The organism is Streptococcus sp. 27098_8_186, from assembly GCF_041432055.1.
GTDB lineage: Bacteria > Bacillota > Bacilli > Lactobacillales > Streptococcaceae > Streptococcus > Streptococcus dentalis.
In genome coordinates, this window is record NZ_JAPVYV010000002.1 from 23,272 (window position 1) to 45,926 (window position 22,655).

Consider the following 22,655-nt stretch of genomic DNA (forward strand, 5'->3'; position numbering starts at 1 on the left):
ATGGTTGCATATGGTGATGATAATCGAAAAAAGGTCAAATTCCTCTATTTTCAAACTCGTGTTGAGTATAGACAAAATAATAATATTGTTCATGAGATGTATGACTTAACTACGTGGTGTTCAGATGTGATGGCTAGTTTATCTATTTCAGATAAGAATTATGAATTTGGTGGAGACACAATTCGTTTGCAAAACATGCATGTGAATCATGATGGGCTATTGGAACTACGTTTTACGAGGTTAAGTGAAATCCAAACATCATATGTAGCTCGTAAGACTTCAGATATGGAATCAGATTTTATATTGGAAGAAAATGAGTATCCTGCTCAAGATACAATGATATTATTTGATCCTGAAAACTGTGTTGCTATGGTACAAAGAAATATTCAAGGTCTGTCTATTCATGGAATTATTGAATATATAAATTATTTCTGGAATTTAGAAAGAACAGATAAACAGAAAATAGATTTTTTACCAATAGTATCTAAAGAAATATTTCAGAGAGTACGAAGATGCAATGGGGTTAAAAAACTAACAATAAAAACAGCGAACACGTTTGACAAGGAGAATAATGTTGCAAGAAAGGTTTCGGATAGTCTTAACGGTGTTTTAGAAAAAATAATAAATGATGCTTCACCGTTAAATGGCCTAAATATAGAAGTTTCTTTTGTCGCAGCGCCTAGGACTAAAGAGGAAATACTAGACATTGAAGAAGTTGATGAAATTATGAAGCAAATCGAAGAAAATCCTCATTCATTTTCAAAGGCCCATATGTCTATATTGAATGAGTATAATAAAATTGAACCTTTGAACTTATTAAATGCGCTTATTTTTGACACTTATGAATTTACTTTACCACCCAAACAAAGATTAAATCCTGAAAGTGTTCTTTTTGAAATGAAGAGATTATATCTGGGTGATGAATATACAACGGCGCGCAAGCATGAAATAAATAGGACAATACAATGAAAAATTCTATTCTAAATATGACTTATCCTTGGTTTCTGGGATTATTTGTTTTATTTTTAAGTCTATGTTTGTCTATAGGACCTGACATGTTAGGGTACGAAAATATTCTAGAATCTCTTATTCAGTTTTCGGGACTAATTATTGGATTTTATACATCTATGTATGGGATTGTTTTAGTTGCAGGAAATTTACTACTTACTAAGTTTGAAGAAAATAGAGTTGAGAAAGTATTCAAGAATAATCTAATTCAATCCTTAATATCAGCTTTTGCTATATATATTTTTTCTGTTATTATGCAAGAACTGCGCCATCATGAAAATGTATTGTTTTTATTAGGTGAGAATCAGATAAAAATTAATTATGCCGGTTTTTATATTTGGATATTTAGTGCAGGTGTATTTTTAGGTATGTCATATCGTTCAATAAGATTGCTTTTAAAAATGTTGTTCTACAAACCTGAGAATGGTGTAAAATTGAAATCAAACACAGACGCAGAAACAGAAGAAGAAAAATCAGAAAGATACTCCCGAATTAACGGAGAAAAATACTAAATATTGAAGATTGTCTGGTATAGATAGTAAAATGAATTTTCTGTAAGTTGGTAAATACTGGAATTAGAGAAAAAGAAAGTGAGAAACTATGGCAAATTTGGGCTTGAAGGAGCGCTATGATTTCCAGCAGTGGATTATCAAAGACTTAAAAGAAAAAAATGGTTATATCCAGCGGGATGCTGCCCAGTACGACCCTCGATTAGCCATGGATGTGGAACTCCTCTGGGATTTTCTGATGGAAACCCAGGAGGAGACCATGGATTATCTTCTTAAAAAACTGAGTAAGGAGACGATCATCAATCTCATCAATACAGAAATCGTCAAGGGTGGGTTTTTGTTCGCCTTAAAAGAGGGTGTCTTTATTGAAAACAAGCAACTGCGTCTTCTCTATCGCAAACCTGCGACTAGTTTTAATGAAAAGGCCCTTCAGCAATACCAAGCCAATCGCCTGTCTGTGATTGAGGAGGTGGTTTATGAAGAGGATGATCGCATCGACCTTGTTATCTTCATCAATGGATTGGCTCTTTTTGCTATTGAGCTTAAGTTCAACCCAAATGGACAATCGGTCCAGGATGCTATTAAGCAGCTCAAGGGTCGTAATCCCAAGAATCGCCTCTTTCGTTTTGAGCAGGGAGTTTTGGCTTCCTTTGCTGTAGATATCTTGGAAGTTTACATGACTACCCAGTTAAAAGGTCAAGAAACCTACTTCCTACCCTTTAATATGGGAAAAGGAGAAGGGATTGACACAGGAAGTGGAAACCCCCATAATCCAGACGGAGTGGACACAGAGTATTTATGGCTAGATGTCCTGACCATGGATAGTATTCTCCAACTGGTTGAGAGTTTCATCTTTTATGAAGTCGATAAGACTAACTCTAAAAAGAAAACTCTTATCTTCCCAAGATATCATCAACGTAGAGCGGTCAGTCGTCTTCTGGAAGATATGAAGATCAATCATACGGATAACAATTATTTGATTCAACACTCAGCTGGTTCAGGGAAAACAAATACCATTGCTTGGCTTGCCCACAGTTTAGTGTCTCTTCATGATGATCAAAATAGAAATATCGTTGATACAGTTTTAATTGTCACAGACCGTATTGTAGTAGACCGTCAGTTACAAGACGCTGTTAGACAGATTAATCATAAGAACGGTGTCGTGAAAGTGATGGGTGATCGTGAGACATCAAGTGATTTAGCTGATGCCATCGCAGGGAATACAAAGATCATTGCTACCACAATCCATAAATTCGCACAGATTAATCAGTCGGATTGGATGTCTGTAGGCAACACTGCCAACAAGAAGTTTGCTATTTTGATCGATGAGGCGCATAGCTCTACGACGGGCTCTTATATGAGTTCAGTTAGTCAGGTCTTGACTGAAACGGATACAGAAGATAGAACCATCGATGAGGTTCAGGAAGTAACCGTTGCGGATGCGATTGAGCAGGAGATTGCGCGTACAGGTAAGCAAGATAACGTTTCAATCATTGCCTTTACAGCCACTCCTAAGGCAACCACCCTACAGTTGTTTGGTACGACACAGTCAGACGGGTCTAAAGTTCCTTTTGATGTCTACAGTATGAAACAAGCAATCAATGAAGGCTTTATCTTGGATGTCCTGAACAACTATACAACGTATAAGAGATACTGCAAGTTAAATAAAGCTGTAGAAGAAGATCCTGAACTGAAAACTACAATTGCCAAACGTAAGATTGCTAAGTTTATTGAATTATCTGATGAAAATATCAATCAAAAAGTTGAGATCATTATGGATCATTTTATCAGCCATGATATTATGGCTGAGTTAGGTGGACATGGGAAGGCAATGATTGTGACGTCTGGACGTGAAGCTGCGGTGAAGTACCAACTAGCTTTTCAGAAATATTTTGAAGAACATAGTATTACTAGTATTGGGACCTTGATTGCTTTTTCAGGTAAGGTAAATTATCGTGGTAAGGAATACTCTGAATCACAGATGAATCACTGTAAAGAAGATGCCCTAAAAGATCAGTTTAATACAGCTGACTATCAGATCTTGATTGTGGCCAATAAATACCAAACAGGATTTGACCAACCTAAGTTGGTGGCCATGTATGTAGATAAGAAATTACGGAGTGTTGCGGCTGTTCAGACATTGTCCCGTCTGAATCGAATCTTCAGAGGTTACAACAAGAAAACCTTTATTCTTGATTTTAAAAACACTTATGAAGACATTCAATCTGCTTTTGCTCCTTATTATCGAACAACGATTTTATCAGAAACAGTTTCGCCTCGGGATGTCTTAGACTTGGATCGGAAATTAGACGAATATGGTATTTTAGATACAGAGATTGTACATGAGTTTAATCAATATTTGTATCAAGAGAAACGCTCTAGCCGAGATAAACAAAAGATGGTGGCTCTTCTGAATCAAGGCTATGAGAGAGTTAGACGCTACACTGATAAAGAACAGTTATCCATTCGAAAGGTCATTCGAGGTTTCTTACGCATGTATACCTTCTTGATTCAAGCAACTGCATATCAAAATGAAGTCTTACACGAACGATACAATTATCTTCAACGCTTAGTGAAGATGATTGATGTTCGGATTGGTAGTGATGACTTTACGATCGCTGATAAGATAGTCGTTGATTATATGAAACATAAAAAGACAGGTTCATTTGTGGGAGTTTCTGAATTAGATCAAAAGTATGAGGTGAACTTACCTAAACCAAGTTTATCATCAGTGACAGAGGACCAAGAAAAGCGCTTATCTGAAATCTTGGAAGAAATAAATGAACAGTTTGATTTGAATATTGAACCTGAAGTTGGAATGAGCGGTGCAGTTTCTATTCGAGAGTTATTGAAGAAGAATCCAAGGCTCAAACAATCAGCACATGTGAACTCTCGTGAAGATTTTAAGTTTGCTTTTGAAGAGGAAATAGACAATGCATTAACAGAAGGGTATTCTCAAAGTCAAGATTTGTATGGAGCACTTCTCAACAATGAAGCCTTTAAAAAACGGATTGCCAATATCTTCATCGATGATGTTTATCGACATTTGAAAGCCGAATAGTATCCTCACTAAAAATAGAAAAATCTAGTCTAACTTCGATGATTTGTGATATAATGTTAAAGATTGAAAATAATTTGAAAAAATTTAAGGAGAATCCTCATGGGACGTAAATGGGCCAATATTGTTGCCAAGAAAACTGCCAAAGATGGTGCCAACTCAAAAGTGTATGCTAAATTTGGTGTGGAGATCTATGTAGCTGCTAAAAAGGGTGAACCAGATCCAGAACTAAATACTGCTTTGAGATTCGTTATTGACCGTGCGAAACAAGCGCAAGTGCCAAAACACGTGATTGATAAAGCGATCGATAAGGCAAAAGGAAACACTGACGAAACCTTTACAGAAGGACGTTACGAAGGATTTGGACCAAATGGTTCGATGTTGATCGTTGATACCTTGACGTCAAATGTTAACCGTACAGCTGCCAATGTCCGTGCTGCTTTTGGTAAAAACGGTGGGAACATGGGAGCTTCAGGTTCTGTATCTTACCTCTTTGACAACAAAGGTGTTATTGTCTTTGCTGGTGATGATGCCGATGCGATCTTTGAACTTTTGCTTGAAGCAGATGTTGATGTAGATGATGTCGAAGCAGAAGAAGGAACGATCACAGTCTATACTGCACCAACTGATCTTCACAAAGCGATCGTTGCTTTGCGTGAATCAGGTGTCGAAGAATTCCAAGTAACAGAATTGGAAATGATTCCTCAATCAGAAGTTGAGTTGTCAGGTGAAGATTTGGAAACCTTTGAAAAACTTTACAGCGTTCTTGAAGACGACGAGGACGTACAAAAAATCTACACCAACGTAGATGGATTCTAATCACTCGTAAGGACTGTAGTGAATCCCATAAATCAAGAAAAAGGATAGCTTCTTAGATCAAGCTATCCTTTTTCTCTGTCTGATGAGGATCTATCTTTTGTAAGTGATGTCCTGTATAAGCGTAAATACGGGTCAGGGGTGATTGGGAGAGTGTGGAAACCTTAAAATAGAAATAATGGTCTCGATGATCTCGACTTTTAGTATGGTGAAGACGAAAGTAGTTTCGCTGGCCTGCTGCCATGGAGTGGAGAATATCATCTTCTAAAAAGACGAGCGGTGTAGAAGTAGCTGCCCACTTGTAAAAGTCCATCTCAAATTGGTGGTAATTCTCGGAAAAATAATCAAATTGTAATTCGTGTCTAGTCTGAATAGGTTTCATAGGGTGTTTCCTCAGATTCAATAAAAATGATAGAGTCTACGAGGAGACGGTGGTAGTGGCCATCGCTTTTGAGAAGAAACTCAGAAGCAGATAAGGTGTGAATCGAACCTGTGTAGGTTGCAAATTGATTCCCCTCAAGAGTTGTGATCGAGATCGTCGTTTGTTGTTGAAAGGCCTGCTCCAGGAGCTGGATCTGTTCAGCAAGTGGAAGAACTGTGAGCTGACTGCGGTCAATTTCTTTTGTATGCAGGGCGGTTGTGTGCTCGGATAAAAAGAAGCCAGCCCATTTGGCCATGCCACGATCTTGAAATTCTCGGGCGGATTGATAAGGGAGATAAGAACGGTCGATCATGTTAATCCATCTAAGCCTCCTGCGGAATGTCCGCCTGTTAGTTTACTGCGTGCAATGGCGCGTGAGTTTTCTAGTAGTGAGGAGCCTTTCTGAAGAGAGGTAAAGCCAAATTGATCCCGAATGCGGTCAATGGTCTGCTGAAGTTTTTCCTCTTTTTCTAGAGCTATTGGATCGTCAAAGAGAGAAAAGAATTGGAGGGACTCCTCGACAAGTTCTCCATAAAAAACGCCGATCTGCCGAATGGCTCCTCCTTCGTACTTGGAGCGAAAGAGCTGCAGAACCGTATCGGATAAAACTTTGGTGGATTGGGTAGGCTCAATCTTTTGCTGGCAGTGAATGGACGGAAGCCCCTCGATTTTGGAGTAGGAGGCATGAATGGAGACCAGTTGGGTCTTCTTTTTTTTCCGTCGCAAGCGAATAGCCACCTGTTCAGCCATCTCCCGAAACACCAGTTCAATGTCGGCTTGTAGATGGTAGTCATAGGGCAAGATTTGAGAGTTGCCAATGCCTCGCGATTTCGGACGATAAGGCTTGTGGACATTGCTTTCATCAATGCCATGAGCATGAAACCACAGTTGAAGGCCCATGACTCCGAATTCTTTCTTTAAGAGATCTGGGTGAGCCTGAGCCAGTTCGGCAATCGATGTGATCCCGATCTTTTGCAATCGCTTTTCAGTACGACGTCCAATGCCCCAAAAATCAGTGAGCTGGGGCAGTTTCCAGACCTTACTTTCTACATCTTCATAAGACCAATTGGAGCGCATATTTCGGCAATGCTTGGCTTCATTGTCCAAGGCTAGCTTGGCAAGAAGGGGATTGGCATTGCTGAGGCCGATGGTAGAGTAGATGCCAGTTTCCTGCCAGATCCTTTTTTGGATCCTGGCAGAAAGGAGATCCAGTTTTTCCTTTCGAGAGAGGGAGGGATCTGGAATAAAATAATTTAAGGAAGAAGTCAGATCGATAAAACCTTCGTCAATCGAGTAAGGGAAAATATCATCTGGTGCCGCAAATTCCTGAAAGACTTTTTGAATCTCCATATTGACCTGAATGTAGGCATTCATCCGTGGAGGGACAATCAGGGTCCTCTTGGCCCAGGATTCAATGGATGCAATAAAGGCTGGATCTGTTGGCAATCCTTGTTTTTTAGCGACGTAGCTATTAAATTTTCTGGTTTTGAGGTCAAAAGGTAGGTCGTAGCTACGGCTGACATTTTTCTTGCCAAATACTTGTTTGAAAACGGGAGAGCTCGCCAAAATCAGGCCAGCAGAATTGTCGCTTCGACTCATGACGCAAAGGGAAGTCGTCAAGGGGTTGAGCCCCAGACGGACACATTCACAGCTAGCATAAAAACTTTTCATATCCACAAAAGCAATATCAGAATGAGGCTCACGTGAATAATCAAATAGCATATTTAAACCTCGAGTGGAAGAAAATGCCCGACCACAATGCCGACGATTTTGGGCTCGTCTTCATAGGGAGCAAATAAATCATCGTAGTCAGGGTTGATAGATTCTAAGCGCAAACCTTCCGCTTCCCGATAGACTTTCTTGATGTAGGTTTTTCCATTCCAGATGAGGGCATAGACAGCACCATCATAGTCAAAACCAGTCTGCTTCATGAGGGCAACAGAGCCATTGGGATAGAGAGGTTCCATCGAATCTCCGGATACCCAAGAAGCGAAATCGTGCTGGATCTCTTGATCAAAATAGACAGTTTCATAGTCCGTTTCGTTGTCATAAAAGGTGTGTCCTAAACCGGCTGCTAGCTCAATCGAAAGAACCTTATAAGCTGTTAAGGAAACAACTTTTTGCTGCTGTTCCAATAACTGGCTGGCCAACTGGTCGACTTTCTTTTGATGAGGTGGGGTTAATAAAGGGTAGGTGTAGAGTGCGGAGTCTTTGTTAATAAAGTAGTCCTCTTTAACGGAGAGGCGCTTGGCCAACCTCCTGAGATTTTTTTCGTGTGGCTCCGCTAAGCCATTCTCCCAACTGGAGTAAGTCTTGCGAGAAATCTTGAGATCCTCGTAGACATCTGCTTGGGTCAAGCCTTTTTCCAGGCGTCTTTCTTTTAGTTTTTTTGCATCAAACATGTCAGTTCTCCTATGTAACGTTTTAAAAGTTACATATAGTTTATCAAAAATGAATCCTTTTTGCAAGAGAAAAATTCAGTTGAAAACGAATGAAAAGACTTGATTTTGATTGAAAAAAGAGTATAATCATTTCTAAAATGTCTATAAATGAGGAACTATATGAAAAAAAGTTTTATCCACCAACAAAAAGAAATTTCGTTTGTTAAAACGACGTTTACGCAGTATTTAAAAGATAAATTGGACATCATTGAAGTCCAAGGACCGATTTTGAGCAAGGTCGGAGACGGGATGCAGGATAACCTTTCGGGGATTGAACATCCGGTATCTGTAAAGGTCCTTCAAATTCCTGATGAGACTTATGAAGTCGTGCATTCACTTGCAAAATGGAAACGCCATACCTTGGCACGTTTTGGTTTTGGCGAAGGAGAAGGTCTCTTTGTCCATATGAAGGCTCTTCGTCCAGATGAAGATTCGCTAGACGCTATCCACTCTGTTTATGTAGACCAATGGGACTGGGAAAAAGTCATCCCCAATGGTCAACGCAACATCGCCTACCTCAAAGAAACGGTTGAAAAAATCTACAAGGCGATTCGTTTGACAGAACTAGCAGTAGAAGCGCGCTATGATATTGAGTCAGTTCTTCCAAAACAAATTACCTTCGTTCACACAGAAGAGTTGGTGGAACGCTATCCAGATTTAACTCCAAAAGAGCGTGAAAATGCCATTGCCAAAGAATTCGGAGCTGTCTTCTTGATCGGGATTGGTGGAGAGCTTGCAGATGGCAAACCACACGATGGACGTGCACCTGACTACGATGACTGGACAACAGAGTCTGAAAATGGCTACAAGGGCTTGAATGGCGATATCCTCGTCTGGAATGACGTTCTAGGTTCAGCCTTTGAGTTGTCTTCAATGGGGATCCGTGTCGATGAGGAAACCCTTCGTCGCCAAGTTGCGATCACAGGGGACGAGGATCGTCTCCAATTAGAGTGGCACAAGGCTTTGTTAAATGGTCTCTTCCCACTCACGATTGGTGGAGGGATTGGACAATCTCGTTTGGCTATGTTCTTACTTCGTAAGAAACATATCGGTGAAGTCCAAACTAGTGTCTGGCCTCAATCTGTCCGCGATGAATATGAAAATATCCTATAAGGAAGAAAGAGAGTGGGACAGAAATCGGTAATTCGTTAGAATTCGATTTCGTCGTCCCACCTCCGCACAGTTGAGTCGGGCTGTAAAAGCTGATGAAATCAGCGTAGTAGAGCCCACTCAACCACTGCGTCTTACTCTACAATCCAAAAATAATTGAGAGGCTAGGACTTTTGTCCCAGCCTCTTTTAATTGTCGCTTGACCATATCAAATCGCAATTTTATGATTTTTTTTGGTATAATGGTCCCTATGAAAATAGTATCTGGAACCTATGGGGGACGTCCCCTCAAAACACTTGAAGGAAAAACAACAAGGCCAACTTCTGATAAGGTCAGAGGAGCCATGTTCAATATGATTGGTCCTTACTTTGATGGTGGAAGAGTGCTGGATCTCTATGCTGGAAGCGGTGGGCTCTCTATTGAAGCCGTTTCTCGAGGCATGTCAGAGGCTGTTCTAGTAGAACGAGATCGTAGAGCGCAGGAGATTGTAGCAGCCAATATTGCCATGACCAAGGAAAAGGAACGGTTTCAACTGCTAAAAATGGAGGCCAAGCAAGCCTTGGGTCTTCTAACGGGCACCTTTGACTTGGTGTTCTTGGATCCTCCGTATGCCAAGGAAGAGATTGTTCGCGATATCGAAACCTTGTGCGAGCGCCAACTTTTGTCAGAGGACGTCATGATTGTGTGCGAAACCGATAAACACGTAGAACTTCCTGAGGAAATCGGACAAGTGGGAATCTGGAAAGAAAAAATCTATGGAATTAGTAAGGTAACAGTATATGTCAGATAGAAGTGGATTGTTTACAGGATCGTTTGATCCGATTACCATTGGGCATGTGCAATTGATCGAGCGAGCTAGTCGCTTGTTTGACCGTGTCTATGTCGGAATTTTTTATAATCCGGAAAAAGTCGGACTCTTTTCCATTGAGCAGCGCGTGCGCATGGTGAAAGGGGCCCTGGCTCATTTGGAAAATGTTGAAATTGTGACGTCAACTCAAGAGTTAGCTGTGACAGTGGCGCGCAATCTTGGGGTCATCACCTTGATCCGGGGCTTGCGCAATGCACAGGATCTAGTATACGAAGCCAATATGGATTATTTTAATCACCAGTTGGCGCCTGAATTGGAGACGGTTTATCTCTATGCCCAGCCTCCTTACCAGGCCATTAGTTCAACACGTATTCGAGAGTTGCTGGCTTTTCAGCAGGATATCTCACCTTATGTCCCAAAGAGTGTAATGGAGGAAATCAAAGATGACACAAGCGAATAAACCAAGCTTGACCACTAAAAAGAAAAAGGGACGGTTGAAAGAATACCGATGGCCGATTGCAGGCGTTCTTTTCTTGCTCCTTTTGCTAGCTGCTTTTGTGATTCGCCTTCCCTATTATATTGAGATGCCAGGAACGGCAGAAGATATTCGATCCGTCATGACAGTAGATGGAAAAATGGACACCAAGTCAGGATCCTATGATTTTGTAACCGTAGCAGTGAAAGAGGCAACCCCGGCTGATTTGATCTATGCTTGGGCGACCCCTTTTACAGATATCTACTCTGCCAAGGATATGACAGGTGGTAGTTCGAGCCAAGAATTTACGCGGATCAACCAATTCTATATGGAAACCTCGCAAAATATGGCCATCTACCAAGGGTTAAAGACAGCTGGGAAAGAAACCCAGATGGACTTTCTTGGTGTTTATGTCATGCAAGTGGCAGATGATTCGACCTTTAAGGGAATCTTGAACATCGCGGATACTGTAACTGGGGTGAATGGCAAGACCTTTAAGAGTTCCAAAGAATTGATTGACTATGTTGGTTCTCAAAAAATTGGCGACCCTGTTTCGGTGACCTATATCGAGGATGGGCAAACAAAGACCGCAGATGGGAAGATCATCAAATTGTCCAACGGGAAAAACGGAATCGGGATTAGCCTGATCGACCGGACTGAAGCCAAAGGCGATGTTCCTGTCCAGTTTGCGACTCAAGGGATTGGTGGACCAAGTGCTGGCATGATGTTTAGCCTAGCCATCTATACCCAGGTGGCTGATCCAGATCTTCGTCAGGGACGCCATATTGCAGGGACAGGAACCATTAACCAAGATGGAACGGTTGGTGATATCGGTGGGATTGACAAGAAAGTCGTCGCAGCCGATAAAGAAGGAGCAGAAATTTTCTTTGCCCCTAATAACCCTGTTTCCAAAGAAGAAAAGAAAGCCAATCCTAAGGCCAAATCAAACTATGAAACAGCTAAAGAAGCAGCGAAACAAATTCATTCGAAGATGAAAATTGTCCCCGTCAAAACCTTGCAGGATGCCATCGATTATTTGAAAAAGAACTGAAGTAGCCTGTTTGACAAATTTCGTACTTGAACGTATGACATCGTGTTAGCAGAGGGGAACATTCATCTTCTAATCAAATTCAAGTTTTTGCTTATCAATCTCTCTATTTTTAGAGGGATTTTTTCTTTATACTGGTATCAGAAAGAAAGGGAGGTAGTGAAATGATTCAAACCAGTTTGTTTTCCATTTCAGTATTCTTAGCGGGAGTTCTATCCTTTTTCTCCCCATGTATTTTGCCACTGATGCCAGTCTATGTAGGGATTCTATTGGATTCTGAACGTGTGAAAACTGTTCGAATTTTTGGAAGAGATATTTCTTGGTATGGCTTGGTGAAGACTCTTTGTTTTATCGCAGGTCTATCAACTGTTTTCCTAATTCTAGGATACGGTGCAGGGGCTCTTGGTCAGGTATTGTATGCTCCATGGTTTCGCTATCTGCTAGGAGGGATTGTGATCTTACTAGGGATTCACCAAATGGAAGTGATCAATCTGAGACAACTCCAAAAGCAAAAGACTATCCAACTCAAAAAGAATCGGGAGCGCAATGAATTCTTCAATGCTTTTCTGATAGGGGTCACCTTCAGTTTTGGTTGGACCCCTTGTGTCGGACCAGTTTTGAGTTCTGTTCTAGCCATTGCAGCTTCTGGAGGAGATGGTGCATTGCAAGGCGCTCTCCTGATGCTGGTATATACATTAGGCTTGGCTCTGCCTTTCTTGCTTTTGGCCTTGGCTTCTAGCTGGGTTCTACAACATTTTGCTAAACTCAAGCCCCATATGGGAACCTTGAAAAAAATTGGTGGTGCCCTCATCATCTTGATGGGCATCTTGCTGATGCTAGGAAATCTTAATAGCCTCGCATCCCTGTTTCACTAATCTTGAATGATTAAAGGAGAAAAATCATGAAAAAAATTCTTGCACTTTCTATTGCTACACTTAGCATCGTCACTTTAGCAGCTTGTTCTGGACAGAAATCAGATTCAGACATGAAAAAAACGGACGATAGTAGTATGATGAAGAAGGACGATATGAAGAAGGACGATATGAAGAAGGATGACATGAAGGATTCATCCATGTCCGATGATAAAATGAAAAAAGAAGACATGAAAGATTCATCTATGATGTCTGACAGCAGTTCTGAAATGAAGGACGATATGAAAAAGGATGAGATGAAATCCAGCGATTCAGAAATGAAAGACGAAAAGAGTGGATCATCTGATATGAAATCAGACAACTAATGAAAGAAGGGAGAGGTCATCTGAGGATGACTTTCTCCTTATTTAAAGAGGTAATAATGATGAAGAAATTAGCTTTAGTAGCTGCAGGATTCTTGTGTACTGGACTTTTGGGGGCTTGCTCTAATCAAGGAATGGGATCATCCAACAAAAGTGAGACTAAGCAGACATCCACAACGGGACCTTCAGAGCAAGCTGGAAAGAAGGTTCAAGAGTTTAACCTGCAAGGAGTAGACGGTAAGACCTACCGCTTATCCGATTACAAGGGAAAGAAAGTTTACCTCAAATTTTGGGCTTCCTGGTGCTCAATCTGTCTTTCAACATTAGGCGACACAAATGATTTAGCAAAGGCAGAGGAGGGTAAGGATTATGTGGTCTTATCCGTTGTAGCTCCAACCTTTAATGGTGAAAAATCGGAAGCAGATTTCAAAAACTGGTACCAGTCTTTGGATTACAAGGATTTCCCAGTCTTGATGGACAGTAAGGGAGACTTGCTCAAAAAGTATGGGATTCGCTCTTATCCATCTGCTCTCTTTATTGCAAGCGATGGAACTCTCGCTAAGACCCATATCGGTTATATGAGCAAGGAAGACATCGTCCAGACTCTAAAAGAAATGAAGTAAGGAGGACATAAAATGGAAACAAAATGGAAACTCATTTCCATTCTTTTAGTGGGGCTATTTTGTTTTGGAATCTTTTTCCTTGTCAAAGGATCCATGGCCTTGGATACATCAGATGCGACGACTGAGCAGATCAAAAAAGCATCGATGAGTCAGACTCCAGTAGCCAAAAAAGAAACAAATGAAACGGTTGATCCAAAGGATCAGCGTGAAATTTATTTGGCTGGTGGTTGCTTCTGGGGCGTAGAGGAATATTTCTCCCGTGTTCCAGGTGTGATTGATGCCGTATCAGGCTATGCCAATGGAAAGGGAGAAACAACCAAGTATGAATTAGTCCCTCAAACAGGCCATGCTGAAACAGTTCATATCACTTACAATGTCAAGCAGGTATCTCTGAAAGAATTGCTCCTGCATTATTTCCGGATTATCGACCCAACGTCGAAGAATCGTCAAGGAAATGATCAAGGAACTCAATACCGAACAGGTGTCTATTATGTCTCCCAAGAAGACCTTCCAACTATTAACCAAGTCTTTGAAGAGGTAGCAAAAAAATACGACAAACCGTTAGCGGTGGAAAAAGAGCCACTGACTAATTTCATCAAGGCTGAGGACTACCACCAGGATTATCTAAAGAAACATCCGAATGGGTACTGCCATATCGATGTCAATCAGGCTTCTTATCCTGTTATTGATGCTAGTCGCTACTCTAAGCCAAGTGATGAGGAAATCAAAAAGAAGTTATCTCCTGAAGAGTATGCGGTGACACAAAAAAATGATACCGAACGGGCCTTCTCCAATCGTTACTGGGATCAGTTCGATGCCGGTATTTATGTAGATGTCGTGACCGGTGAGCCGCTCTTTTCCTCTAAGGATAAATTTGATTCTGGTTGTGGTTGGCCAAGTTTCAGTCGTCCTATTAGTCCTGATGTGGCAATCTATAAGGAGGATAAGAGTTTCAATATGACGCGGACAGAAGTTCGGAGCCGTGTGGGAAATTCCCATCTGGGCCATGTTTTTACCGACGGTCCCAAGGAAAAAGGCGGCCTTCGCTATTGCATCAATAGTTTGTCTATTACCTTCATTCCCAAAGCAGAAATGAAAGAAAAGGGCTACGGTTATTTATTGGACTATGTCTGAGACATTTGGAACCACAATTTGCTATAATAAGTATAGCAAAGACAAGTAGGTGAAAGACATGTATGCGATCATGATTGTGGAAGATGAAGAGCTTATCCGGCAGGGACTGACTTCCTTAGTGGATTATGAACAGTTTGGAATGACCGTCATCAACCAGGCAGAAAATGGCCGTGAGGCTTGGGAAAAGTTTAAAGAGCAACCAGCCGATATCCTTCTAACCGATATCAATATGCCACAAATGAATGGCTTGGATCTGGCCCATCTCGTCAAAGAGCAGTCTCCGTCTTGTCATATCATTTTTTTGACAGGTTATGATGATTTTGAGTTTGCGAGGAAAGCCATCAAGTTAGGTGCAGATGATTATTTGCTGAAGCCTTTTTCAAAAGATGATATTGAAGAGATGTTAGCAAAGGTGAAAGGAAAACTTGATCAAGAGCGTAAGAAAGCGCAAGTCGAAGATTTGGTCAGTCATGGTTATTCGACAGACTTGGAAGAAGCCATTCATGCTCGTTTAGCAGACTCTCAGTTAACTCTAAAGGATCTGGCCAATCAACTTGGTTTCAGTGCCTCTTATTTAAGCGTATTGATCAAGAAAAAATTGGGACTCCCCTTCCAAGACTACCTCATCCAGGAGCGAATGAAGAAGGCTCAACTCTTGCTTCTCACGACAGATCTAAAGATTTATGAGATCGCCGATCAGGTTGGTTTTGAAGATATGAACTATTTTTCTCAACGCTTTAAGCAGGTTGTTGGGGTGACACCAAGGCAGTACAAAAAAGGAGAGCATGAATGAAACGATATCCCTTGCTGATTCAGCTGGTCCTCTACTTTTTTCTCTTCATTCTCTTGCTGTTTGGTCTTATTGGTAGTCTTTACTATCAAACGAGTTCAGGGACGATCCGCCAGCAAACAGAGCGAACGACAAGAAATAGTATCGATCAAAGCAGTCAGTTCATCACCTCCTATCTAAAAAAATTAAAGCAGACCACCACGGTTCTTAGCAAAGAGCAGGCTGTTCGCCAATTTGCACAAGACAAGAGTGCGAATCAAGAAACGGTTCAACACCTGATGCGAACGATGATTGAAACGGATCCGGACCTAGTCTCAGCGGTCTTGGTGACCAAGGATGGACGTCTGGTAGCGACAGATTCCAAAATCAGCATGCAGACTTCCTCAGATATGATGAATGAAAGTTGGTATCAAGAGGCGATTAAGGAAAGAGCCATGCCGGTCTTGACGCCAGCTCGAAAGGAATCCTTGACTTTGGAAAAAGAAAAATGGGTGGTTTCTATTACCCAAGAAGTGGTCGATCAGGCTGGCCAAAATCTCGGAGTAGTACGCTTGGATATTGGCTACGATAGCCTTCAGGCTTATTTGGATCACCTGCAACTAGGGAAACAAGGCTTTAGTTTTATCATTAATCAAAAGCATGAGTTTGTCTACCATCCTAAAAAAGCGGTCTATTCCTCCAGTCAAGAAATGCAGGCTATGCAGCCCTATATTGCTGTGAAAGATGGTTATGGCAAAGGAGGGCAGAATTTTATCTATCAGGTTCCGATTCCAGATAGTGATTGGACCTTGATTGGAGTGGCTTCACTTGAAGGACTTCAGATGCTTCAGTCGCAACTTCTTTACTCTTTCATTGGCCTAGGATTACTGGCTTTGATCATGTGTTTAATAGGGATCGGCTTTGTTCTGCGTTTGTGGATCAAACCCTTACGAGACCTTCAGACCATCATTTTGAGGATTGGAGCAGGAGATGCTCACGTGAGAGCTGCAGCCAAAGGATCTCCAGAATTGGTGGATCTCGCTCAAGCGTTTAATACCATGTTGGACCAAATCGATCACCTTATGCAACAGGTTAAGGAAGAGGAGCAGAACGCACGGCGGTACGAGTTGCGGGCACTTTCGGCTCAGATTAATCCGCATTTCCTCTACAATACCTTGGATACGATTGTCTGGATGGCGGAGTTTAATGATAGTCGGCGCGTGGTCGACATCACTAAGTCTCTGGCTCAATATTTTCGACTGGCTCTTAACCAAGGCCAGGAACAAATCCTACTGAGAGATGAAATCGACCATGTCCGCCAGTATCTTTTCATTCAAAAACAACGTTATGGTGAAAAGCTCAACTATGAAATTCTAGAAGATGAACGGTTGGGCGACTATCAGCTTCCAAAATTAGTGCTTCAGCCCTTAGTGGAAAATGCGATTTACCATGGCATTAAAGAGATCGATCGGCCAGGTCTCATTCGAGTGACAACTGAAGTCAGTGGAGACTACGCCTGCGTATCGATTTTTGACAATGGACGAGGGTTTGACCGATCAGGATCAACAGACCAAACCCTTCTTCGTTTAGGAGGTGTTGGCTTGAAAAATGTGGACCAACGATTGCATCTTCAATTTGGCGAAGCCTATCATATGGAGATTGATTCTAAGGCAAATAGCTATACCAAAATTACTCTTTTTTTGCCACTTGCATCCGGCAATGAATATTCATAGAGGCTGGGACAAAAGTCCTAGCCTCTCAATTATTTTTGGATTGTCGAGCAAGACGCAGTGGTTGAGTGGGCTCTACTACATTGATTTCATCAGCTTTTACAGCCCTACTCAACTGTGCGGAGGTGGGACGACGAAATCGAATTGTAACGAGTTACCGATTTCTATCCCACTCTCTTTTTGCTCTCAAAGGAATTTCAACTCTTTTCTAGTCAAATCTGACGCAAGTCATCAAATTTATGATAAAATAAAGTGTTACAGTAAATAGATTTTGATGAAGGAACACTATGCGAAAAGAGATTGACCCTGAATTATATAATTACAATAAATTTCCTGGACCTGTCTTTCATCAGGTAGGAGACCAAATCCGTTCAGAAAACCTCTCCTTTGAGCTCTTGAAAAATGAGAAGGAAGCTTTTGATGCGACTGTTTTTGGTCAGCGATTTTCTGAGATTTTAACCAAGTTTGATTACATTGTTGGTGATTGGAGCAATGAGCAGTTGCGCTTGCGTGGCTTCTATAAGGAAGAGCGCGATGTTGCAACGATGGATAAACTAAGTCGCTTAGACGATTATTTGTTAGAATATTGTAGCTATGGTTGTGCTTATTTTGTCCTTGAAAATAAGGAGCCTCATCGTGCTTCCTTTGATAAGAAATCACCGGTCAAAAAAGCTCAATCAGAAGAAAGAGAGCCCAAGAAGCGTTCGCGCAATCGCAAACAAAAAGATCGTTTCCAAAAACGAGAACGCGACAAGGGACAACCAGCGAAAAACTCGAAAAAAACAAGACCGTCTGCTGAGACTAAAAAGACAACGAAGACAGACAACAAACGTCATTTTGTGATTCGACAAAAAGAGGAGTAAGAAAGAATGAAACCATCCATTTATAGTTTAACACGCCAGGATATGATTGATTGGGCGGAAGAAAACGGCGAAAAGAAATTCCGTGCAGCACAAATCTGGGAATGGCTCTATCGCAAACGCGTCCAGTCTTTCGAAGAAATGACCAACCTTTCTAAGGACTTGATTGCGAAGTTAAATGATCAATTCGTCGTCAACCCACTCAAGCAACGGATTGTGCAAGAGTCAGCAGATGGAACAGTCAAGTATCTTTTTGAATTGCCAGACGGCATGTTGATTGAAACCGTCTTGATGCGTCAGCACTATGGATTATCTGTCTGTGTAACGACTCAGGTAGGATGCAATATCGGTTGTACCTTCTGTGCTTCTGGTTTGATCAAAAAACAACGCGATTTGAACAATGGGGAAATCGTGTCTCAAATCATGTTGGTGCAAAAATACTTTGACGAACGTGGCCAAGATGAACGGGTCAGCCATATCGTTGTCATGGGGATCGGAGAACCATTTGACAACTATAACAATGTCTTGAAATTTATCCGGACGGTCAACGATGACAAGGGATTAGCGATTGGTGCTCGTCATATTACCGTGTCAACTTCTGGTTTGGCTCATAAAATTCGTGACTTTGCAAATGAAGGTGTGCAGGTCAATTTGGCAGTGTCTCTTCATGCACCAAACAATGACTTGCGCTCTAGCATCATGAAGATCAACCGGGCCTTTCCAATTGAAAAATTGTTTGCGGCGATTGAATACTATATTGAGACTACGAACCGTCGGGTGACCTTTGAGTACATCATGTTGAATGAAGTCAATGATGGAGTCGAGCAAGCCTTAGAGTTGGCAGAATTGCTCAAGAATATCAAGAAATTGTCTTATGTTAACTTGATTCCTTACAATCCTGTCAGTGAGCATGACCAATATAGCCGGAGTCCCAAAGAACGGGTCATTGCCTTCTATGATACCTTGAAAAAACAAGGTGTTAACTGTGTAGTGCGTCAAGAGCACGGTACAGATATTGATGCTGCCTGTGGTCAATTGCGTTCAAATACCATGAAACGGGACCGGGAGAAAGCGATTGTTGAACATGCGCAACCTTAAACAAGGGCTGATCGATCATACAGAACTAACCAAAAGAGGAAGAAGGCTGTTACGGAGTGGCAGCTTCTTCTATTTTATCCTTTTGTGTCTGATGTGTTTTTTGCCCCAACAGCCAGAGCCGGGTATGGAAACACCGGGTATTCAACATTTCGGTCGCATCGTTGTCCTGCTGGTTCCTCTTAATTCGGTGATGAATCTTGGCCAGATCACCAGTGTCCTCCAACTCATTAAGGTCATTCTCCAAAACATAGCCAATATCTTTTTGTTAAGCCCGCTGGTCTTTCAACTCCTCTGGCTATGGCCCTGGTTGAGGAGTTGCAAACGGGCCTTGTGCTTCGGCTTTGTTATGAGCTTGTGGATTGAATGCAGCCAAGTTCTGTTAGATCTCTTGTTTGATGCCAATCGTGTCTTTGAGCTAGATGATTTGTGGACCAATACCTTAGGCGCTTATCTGGCTTATTTAGGCTTTCAGTATTGCAGAGCACGATTGCTAGCGAAAAATGGGGAAATGTAAAATCCGAACATTTTAACCACTTTTTAAAATTTTTGTTGACAAAGTCAGAAGCGGGAGCTATAATAGCTTCAAGACATCAGAAAAGTAGAGATTTTTCTCACTTCCAGGGAGCTTGTGGTGATTGCGAACAAGCAGTGGTGAATCTTGAAATGGGCTGATGCGTTTATGATGATGAATTTGAAACAATAAAAATTCGGTGAGCACACCTTATCGTGCACCCTGTTGTTAGACAGGTCAGAGATGTAGGAGAAAGAATATCTTCCTACAATTGAGGTGGCACCGCGGTATCGAATCGTCCTCACACAGATTTTTCTGTGTGAGGTTTTTTGTATTTCAAAGGAACCCAGTGAGACTGCAGCTCAAAGGGCCGGCGAGAGAAAAAGATCATAAACAGGATTGAAAATATAGAAAAGAGGATACAATCATGACAGAAACAAAAGGCTATTTCGGACAATTTGGTGGATCTTTCGTACCAGAACCCATTCAAAACTTGCTCAATCAATTAGAGGAAACCTTTGAACAATATAAAAATGATCCAGAATTTATCGCAGAATACAAACATTATTTGAAAGATTATTCTGGCCGGGAAACACCGCTCTACTTTGCGGAAAGTTTGACAGAACATTTAGGTGGGGCAAAAATTTATTTGAAGCGCGAAGACTTGAATCACCTAGGTTCGCATAAATTAAATAATGTCTTGGGGCAAATTCTCTTGGCCAAGCGCATGGGCAAAACGCGCGTAATTGCTGAAACAGGAGCTGGTCAACACGGTGTGGCTACAGCAGCTGCGGCAGCTAAGTTTGGCATGGCCTGTGATGTCTACATGGGGGCAGAAGACGTGGAACGCCAACGCTTGAATGTCTTCCGCATGGAAATGATGGGGGCAACCGTCCATGCGGTTGAAACCGGTACTAAGACCTTGAAAGACGCCGTTGATGCTGCCTTTGGAGCATGGATGGCGGATCTGGATGCCTTTTACGTTTTGGGTTCTGCTGTTGGCCCTCACCCTTACCCAACCATTGTTCATGAATTCCAAAAAGTGATTAGTGAAGAATCTAAACGTCAAATCTTGGAAAAAGAAGGCAGTTTGCCGGATTATGTGATTGCCTGTGTCGGTGGTGGCTCTAATGCCATCGGTGCCTTTTCTGAGTATGTTGCAGAAGGGGAAGTCGGCTTGATTGGGGTAGAAGCAGCTGGTCATGGCTTGGACACCGATCAACACGCAGCGACCATGACCAAAGGGACTATCGGTGTGGTTGATGGTATGAAGACCTATGCAGTCTTTGGCGAAGATGGAAAAGTAGCGCCAGTGTACTCGATCTCTGCTGGTTTGGACTACCCAGGGGTTGGTCCAGAGCATGCTTTCTTTAAAGATTCTGGTCGTGTCGAATATGTAGCAGCGACAGATGATGAAGCAGTAGAAGCTCTTCTTCTTCTCAGTAAGACAGAAGGGATCCTCCCAGCCATTGAAAGCTCACACGCGATTGCAGAAGCGGTCAAACGTGCTCCACAATTGGATAAAGACAAGATCATTATCATCAACGTTTCCGGACGTGGGGATAAAGATGTGGCTGCCATCGCCGATTATCTAGAAGCGAAGGCTGCAAAATAAAAAGAATTTATCTGCAAAACATCGTATAAAGCAGTAAAGCGTGATAACTGAGAAAGAGACAGGGAACAAAGGGAATCCGGTCTCTTTCTTTTTTGAGAGCAAAGACGAGAATGCCTAAGATGGATGCGATCTGAATGAGAATGAGGATCTTGGTAGAGGAAAAGGACAGCGAGAAGGTGGCGAGTAAGAGGAAATCTCCTGCTCCCATTCCGATAAAGAAAAAATGAGCTCCAATCGCAAGGAGTAAAAAGACCAGCATGAGGAGATTACTACCGGATAAAAAGAGGACCAGGGCATGGAGACAGCACCAGATGAATAAAGGGTATTCCATAAAGCGAAGGTCATAGATGGCTAAAACGGCAGCTCCCAGTAGTGTTAGAAGTTGAGGCAGGGAAAGGTAACCATTGGCGCAGGCTAAAAAGAGCAGGCCACTCCAGACCTCAAAAAGGCAGTACCAAAATGGGTAGATCTGATGACAATAGCGACAGCGAAAGCGATGCAGGAGTTGCGAGAGGATAGGGATGAGGTCCCAAACTCCAAGGACGTGCTGGCATTGATCGCAATGACTGCGAGGAGTGAGAATGGATTGGTTTGGAAAACGATCGACAACTAGTCCCAAAAAAGAGGCGATACAAGTACCGATGGTAAAAAAATAAAAGTTGATCATACTTATTTATTCGTAAAGCAATCGAAAAAATGTCATCATTTACTTGAAAATCTTGTAAAGCCTTTCTAAATTTGATACAATAATGAACATGAAAAACCTGTATGATGTTCAACAATTTTTAAAACGTTTTGGAATCATCATTTACGTAGGGAAGCGCCTCTATGACATCGAATTGATGAAAATTGAGCTTCAACGTCTTTATGATGCAGGCCTGATGGAGCGGCTCGATTATTTAGAAGCCGATACCGTTTTAAGAAGAGAACACAAGCAAGAATTAGAATTTTTGAAAAAGAGTGAGGTAGAGTGATGGGAAATATCATTTTTTGGTTGGTTATTTTAGGAGTGTTTGGATGGATGGCGTTTAATTATTTCCGCATCCGTAAAGCTGCTAAATTTGTGGATAATGCAACCTTTGAAGAGCTGATTCGTAAAGGGCAGTTGATTGACTTGCGAGAGCCAGCTGAGTTTCATGCCAAGCATATTTTAGGAGCTCGTAACATTCCTTCTACTCAGTTGAAATTGAGTCTTGCAGCCTTGCGCAAAGATAAACCAATTTTGCTCTATGAAAATAGCCGTAGTTCGCGTGTAACCAATGCGGCTCTCTTTCTCAAGAAAAAAGGTTATACAGACATTTATGTCTTGTCTTACGGTCTCGATTCTTGGAATGGGAAAGTGAAAAAAGACGCCTAATAAAAAAGAGCTCTAACTGCACCAAATGTG

The 22,655-nt window shown here is 41.7% G+C and carries 25 protein-coding genes and 1 other annotated feature; of the genes, 20 read left to right on the forward strand and 5 right to left on the reverse strand.

Going from position 1 to position 22,655, the window contains the following annotated elements; genetic code table 11:
* From O3602_RS02860 to O3602_RS02875, 4 genes are all read left to right on the forward strand, one after another.
* Nucleotides 1-969 (forward strand): DUF6731 family protein, encoded by a 969-nt coding sequence (locus tag O3602_RS02860; protein WP_371611111.1) that lies wholly within the window; start codon nucleotides 1-3, stop codon nucleotides 967-969.
* Nucleotides 966-1,520 carry a hypothetical protein gene (locus O3602_RS02865; protein ID WP_371611112.1) on the forward strand — a complete coding sequence of 185 codons (555 nt, stop codon included), beginning with the start codon at nucleotides 966-968 and terminating at the stop codon, nucleotides 1,518-1,520. The genes O3602_RS02860 and O3602_RS02865 overlap by 4 nt, the downstream gene beginning before the upstream one ends.
* 88 nt (nucleotides 1,521-1,608) lie before the next feature.
* A complete protein-coding gene (locus O3602_RS02870; RefSeq protein ID WP_371611113.1) occupies nucleotides 1,609-4,578 on the forward strand; it encodes a type I restriction endonuclease subunit R in 2,970 nt (989 codons plus the stop codon).
* A 99-nt stretch (nucleotides 4,579-4,677) separates the two neighbouring features.
* A complete protein-coding gene (locus tag O3602_RS02875; RefSeq protein ID WP_003005873.1) occupies nucleotides 4,678-5,394 on the forward strand; it encodes a YebC/PmpR family DNA-binding transcriptional regulator in 717 nt (238 codons plus the stop codon).
* A gap of 52 nt (nucleotides 5,395-5,446) precedes the next feature.
* On the opposite strand, the gene O3602_RS02880 is transcribed toward O3602_RS02875, so the two are convergent.
* The 4 genes from O3602_RS02880 to O3602_RS02895 are packed head-to-tail and all read right to left on the reverse strand — an operon-like array spanning nucleotide 5,447 to nucleotide 8,214.
* Nucleotides 5,447-5,773: a DUF5960 family protein gene (locus tag O3602_RS02880; protein WP_371611114.1), complete on the reverse strand. Its 327-nt coding sequence runs from the start codon at nucleotides 5,771-5,773 to the stop codon at nucleotides 5,447-5,449.
* The gene (locus O3602_RS02885; protein ID WP_371611115.1) at nucleotides 5,754-6,125 is read right to left on the reverse strand and encodes a hypothetical protein; all 372 of its coding nucleotides are present in this window, start codon (nucleotides 6,123-6,125) and stop codon (nucleotides 5,754-5,756) included. The genes O3602_RS02880 and O3602_RS02885 overlap by 20 nt, the downstream gene beginning before the upstream one ends.
* Complete coding sequence (locus tag O3602_RS02890) at nucleotides 6,122-7,534, reverse strand: Y-family DNA polymerase (RefSeq protein ID WP_371611116.1); 1,413 nt, start codon at nucleotides 7,532-7,534, stop codon at nucleotides 6,122-6,124. The genes O3602_RS02885 and O3602_RS02890 overlap by 4 nt, the downstream gene beginning before the upstream one ends.
* A gap of 2 nt (nucleotides 7,535-7,536) precedes the next feature.
* The gene (locus O3602_RS02895; RefSeq protein ID WP_004219840.1) at nucleotides 7,537-8,214 is read right to left on the reverse strand and encodes an XRE family transcriptional regulator; all 678 of its coding nucleotides are present in this window, start codon (nucleotides 8,212-8,214) and stop codon (nucleotides 7,537-7,539) included.
* Nucleotides 8,215-8,373: 159 nt separating this feature from the next.
* Here O3602_RS02895 and asnA point away from each other — a divergent pair, with 159 nt between their 5' ends.
* The 14 genes from asnA (at nucleotide 8,374) to trpB (ending at nucleotide 21,268) form a co-directional block, all read left to right on the forward strand.
* Nucleotides 8,374-9,366 carry an aspartate--ammonia ligase gene (gene asnA, locus O3602_RS02900; protein ID WP_003002453.1) on the forward strand — a complete coding sequence of 331 codons (993 nt, stop codon included), beginning with the start codon at nucleotides 8,374-8,376 and terminating at the stop codon, nucleotides 9,364-9,366.
* A gap of 247 nt (nucleotides 9,367-9,613) precedes the next feature.
* The gene (rsmD, locus tag O3602_RS02905; RefSeq protein ID WP_037599242.1) at nucleotides 9,614-10,153 is read left to right on the forward strand and encodes a 16S rRNA (guanine(966)-N(2))-methyltransferase RsmD; all 540 of its coding nucleotides are present in this window, start codon (nucleotides 9,614-9,616) and stop codon (nucleotides 10,151-10,153) included.
* Nucleotides 10,143-10,631, forward strand: a complete 489-nt coding sequence (gene coaD, locus O3602_RS02910) for a pantetheine-phosphate adenylyltransferase (RefSeq protein WP_003011880.1) — start codon at nucleotides 10,143-10,145, stop codon at nucleotides 10,629-10,631. The genes rsmD and coaD overlap by 11 nt, the downstream gene beginning before the upstream one ends.
* Nucleotides 10,615-11,697, forward strand: a complete 1,083-nt coding sequence (locus O3602_RS02915; protein WP_024054874.1) for a SepM family pheromone-processing serine protease — start codon at nucleotides 10,615-10,617, stop codon at nucleotides 11,695-11,697. Before coaD ends, O3602_RS02915 begins: the two co-directional genes overlap by 17 nt.
* Before the next feature lie 161 nt (nucleotides 11,698-11,858).
* Complete coding sequence (ccdA2, locus tag O3602_RS02920; RefSeq protein ID WP_004219721.1) at nucleotides 11,859-12,569, forward strand: thiol-disulfide oxidoreductase-associated membrane protein CcdA2; 711 nt, start codon at nucleotides 11,859-11,861, stop codon at nucleotides 12,567-12,569.
* Nucleotides 12,570-12,595: 26 nt separating this feature from the next.
* Entirely contained in the window at nucleotides 12,596-12,931 is a 336-nt protein-coding gene (locus O3602_RS02925) for a hypothetical protein (RefSeq protein WP_155125474.1), read from the forward strand.
* Nucleotides 12,932-12,990: 59 nt separating this feature from the next.
* Nucleotides 12,991-13,551: a redoxin family protein gene (locus O3602_RS02930; protein ID WP_037606648.1), complete on the forward strand. Its 561-nt coding sequence runs from the start codon at nucleotides 12,991-12,993 to the stop codon at nucleotides 13,549-13,551.
* Between the two features lie 12 nt (nucleotides 13,552-13,563).
* Nucleotides 13,564-14,685 (forward strand): peptide-methionine (R)-S-oxide reductase MsrB, encoded by a 1,122-nt coding sequence (gene msrB, locus O3602_RS02935; protein WP_371611117.1) that lies wholly within the window; start codon nucleotides 13,564-13,566, stop codon nucleotides 14,683-14,685.
* Nucleotides 14,686-14,743: 58 nt separating this feature from the next.
* The gene (locus O3602_RS02940; protein WP_003011571.1) at nucleotides 14,744-15,478 is read left to right on the forward strand and encodes a response regulator transcription factor; all 735 of its coding nucleotides are present in this window, start codon (nucleotides 14,744-14,746) and stop codon (nucleotides 15,476-15,478) included.
* Nucleotides 15,475-17,187, forward strand: coding sequence for a sensor histidine kinase (locus O3602_RS02945; RefSeq protein WP_371611118.1), 1,713 nt, complete (start codon nucleotides 15,475-15,477; stop codon nucleotides 17,185-17,187). Before O3602_RS02940 ends, O3602_RS02945 begins: the two co-directional genes overlap by 4 nt.
* Nucleotides 17,188-17,471: 284 nt before the next feature.
* Nucleotides 17,472-18,047, forward strand: a complete 576-nt coding sequence (locus O3602_RS02950; RefSeq protein WP_045759156.1) for a YutD-like domain-containing protein — start codon at nucleotides 17,472-17,474, stop codon at nucleotides 18,045-18,047.
* A gap of 6 nt (nucleotides 18,048-18,053) precedes the next feature.
* A complete protein-coding gene (gene rlmN, locus O3602_RS02955) occupies nucleotides 18,054-19,142 on the forward strand; it encodes a 23S rRNA (adenine(2503)-C(2))-methyltransferase RlmN (protein ID WP_049483934.1) in 1,089 nt (362 codons plus the stop codon).
* Nucleotides 19,129-19,656, forward strand: coding sequence for a VanZ family protein (locus O3602_RS02960; RefSeq protein WP_371611209.1), 528 nt, complete (start codon nucleotides 19,129-19,131; stop codon nucleotides 19,654-19,656). The genes rlmN and O3602_RS02960 overlap by 14 nt, the downstream gene beginning before the upstream one ends.
* 67 nt (nucleotides 19,657-19,723) lie before the next feature.
* Nucleotides 19,724-19,959, forward strand: a binding site (T-box leader).
* Nucleotides 19,960-20,080: 121 nt separating this feature from the next.
* Nucleotides 20,081-21,268, forward strand: coding sequence for a tryptophan synthase subunit beta (gene trpB / locus O3602_RS02965; RefSeq protein WP_003011775.1), 1,188 nt, complete (start codon nucleotides 20,081-20,083; stop codon nucleotides 21,266-21,268).
* 7 nt (nucleotides 21,269-21,275) lie between these two features.
* Here trpB and O3602_RS02970 read toward each other — a convergent pair whose 3' ends face one another.
* Nucleotides 21,276-21,935, reverse strand: coding sequence for an A24 family peptidase (locus O3602_RS02970; protein WP_371611119.1), 660 nt, complete (start codon nucleotides 21,933-21,935; stop codon nucleotides 21,276-21,278).
* Nucleotides 21,936-22,023: 88 nt separating this feature from the next.
* Between O3602_RS02970 and O3602_RS02975 the strand changes: the two genes are divergently transcribed.
* On the forward strand, nucleotides 22,024-22,242 hold the full coding sequence (locus O3602_RS02975; RefSeq protein WP_003017930.1) for a YqgQ family protein: 219 nt from the start codon (nucleotides 22,024-22,026) through the stop codon (nucleotides 22,240-22,242).
* Nucleotides 22,242-22,625 (forward strand): rhodanese-like domain-containing protein, encoded by a 384-nt coding sequence (locus tag O3602_RS02980; protein ID WP_342986535.1) that lies wholly within the window; start codon nucleotides 22,242-22,244, stop codon nucleotides 22,623-22,625. The genes O3602_RS02975 and O3602_RS02980 overlap by 1 nt, the downstream gene beginning before the upstream one ends.
* Nucleotides 22,626-22,655: the final 30 nt, after the last annotated feature.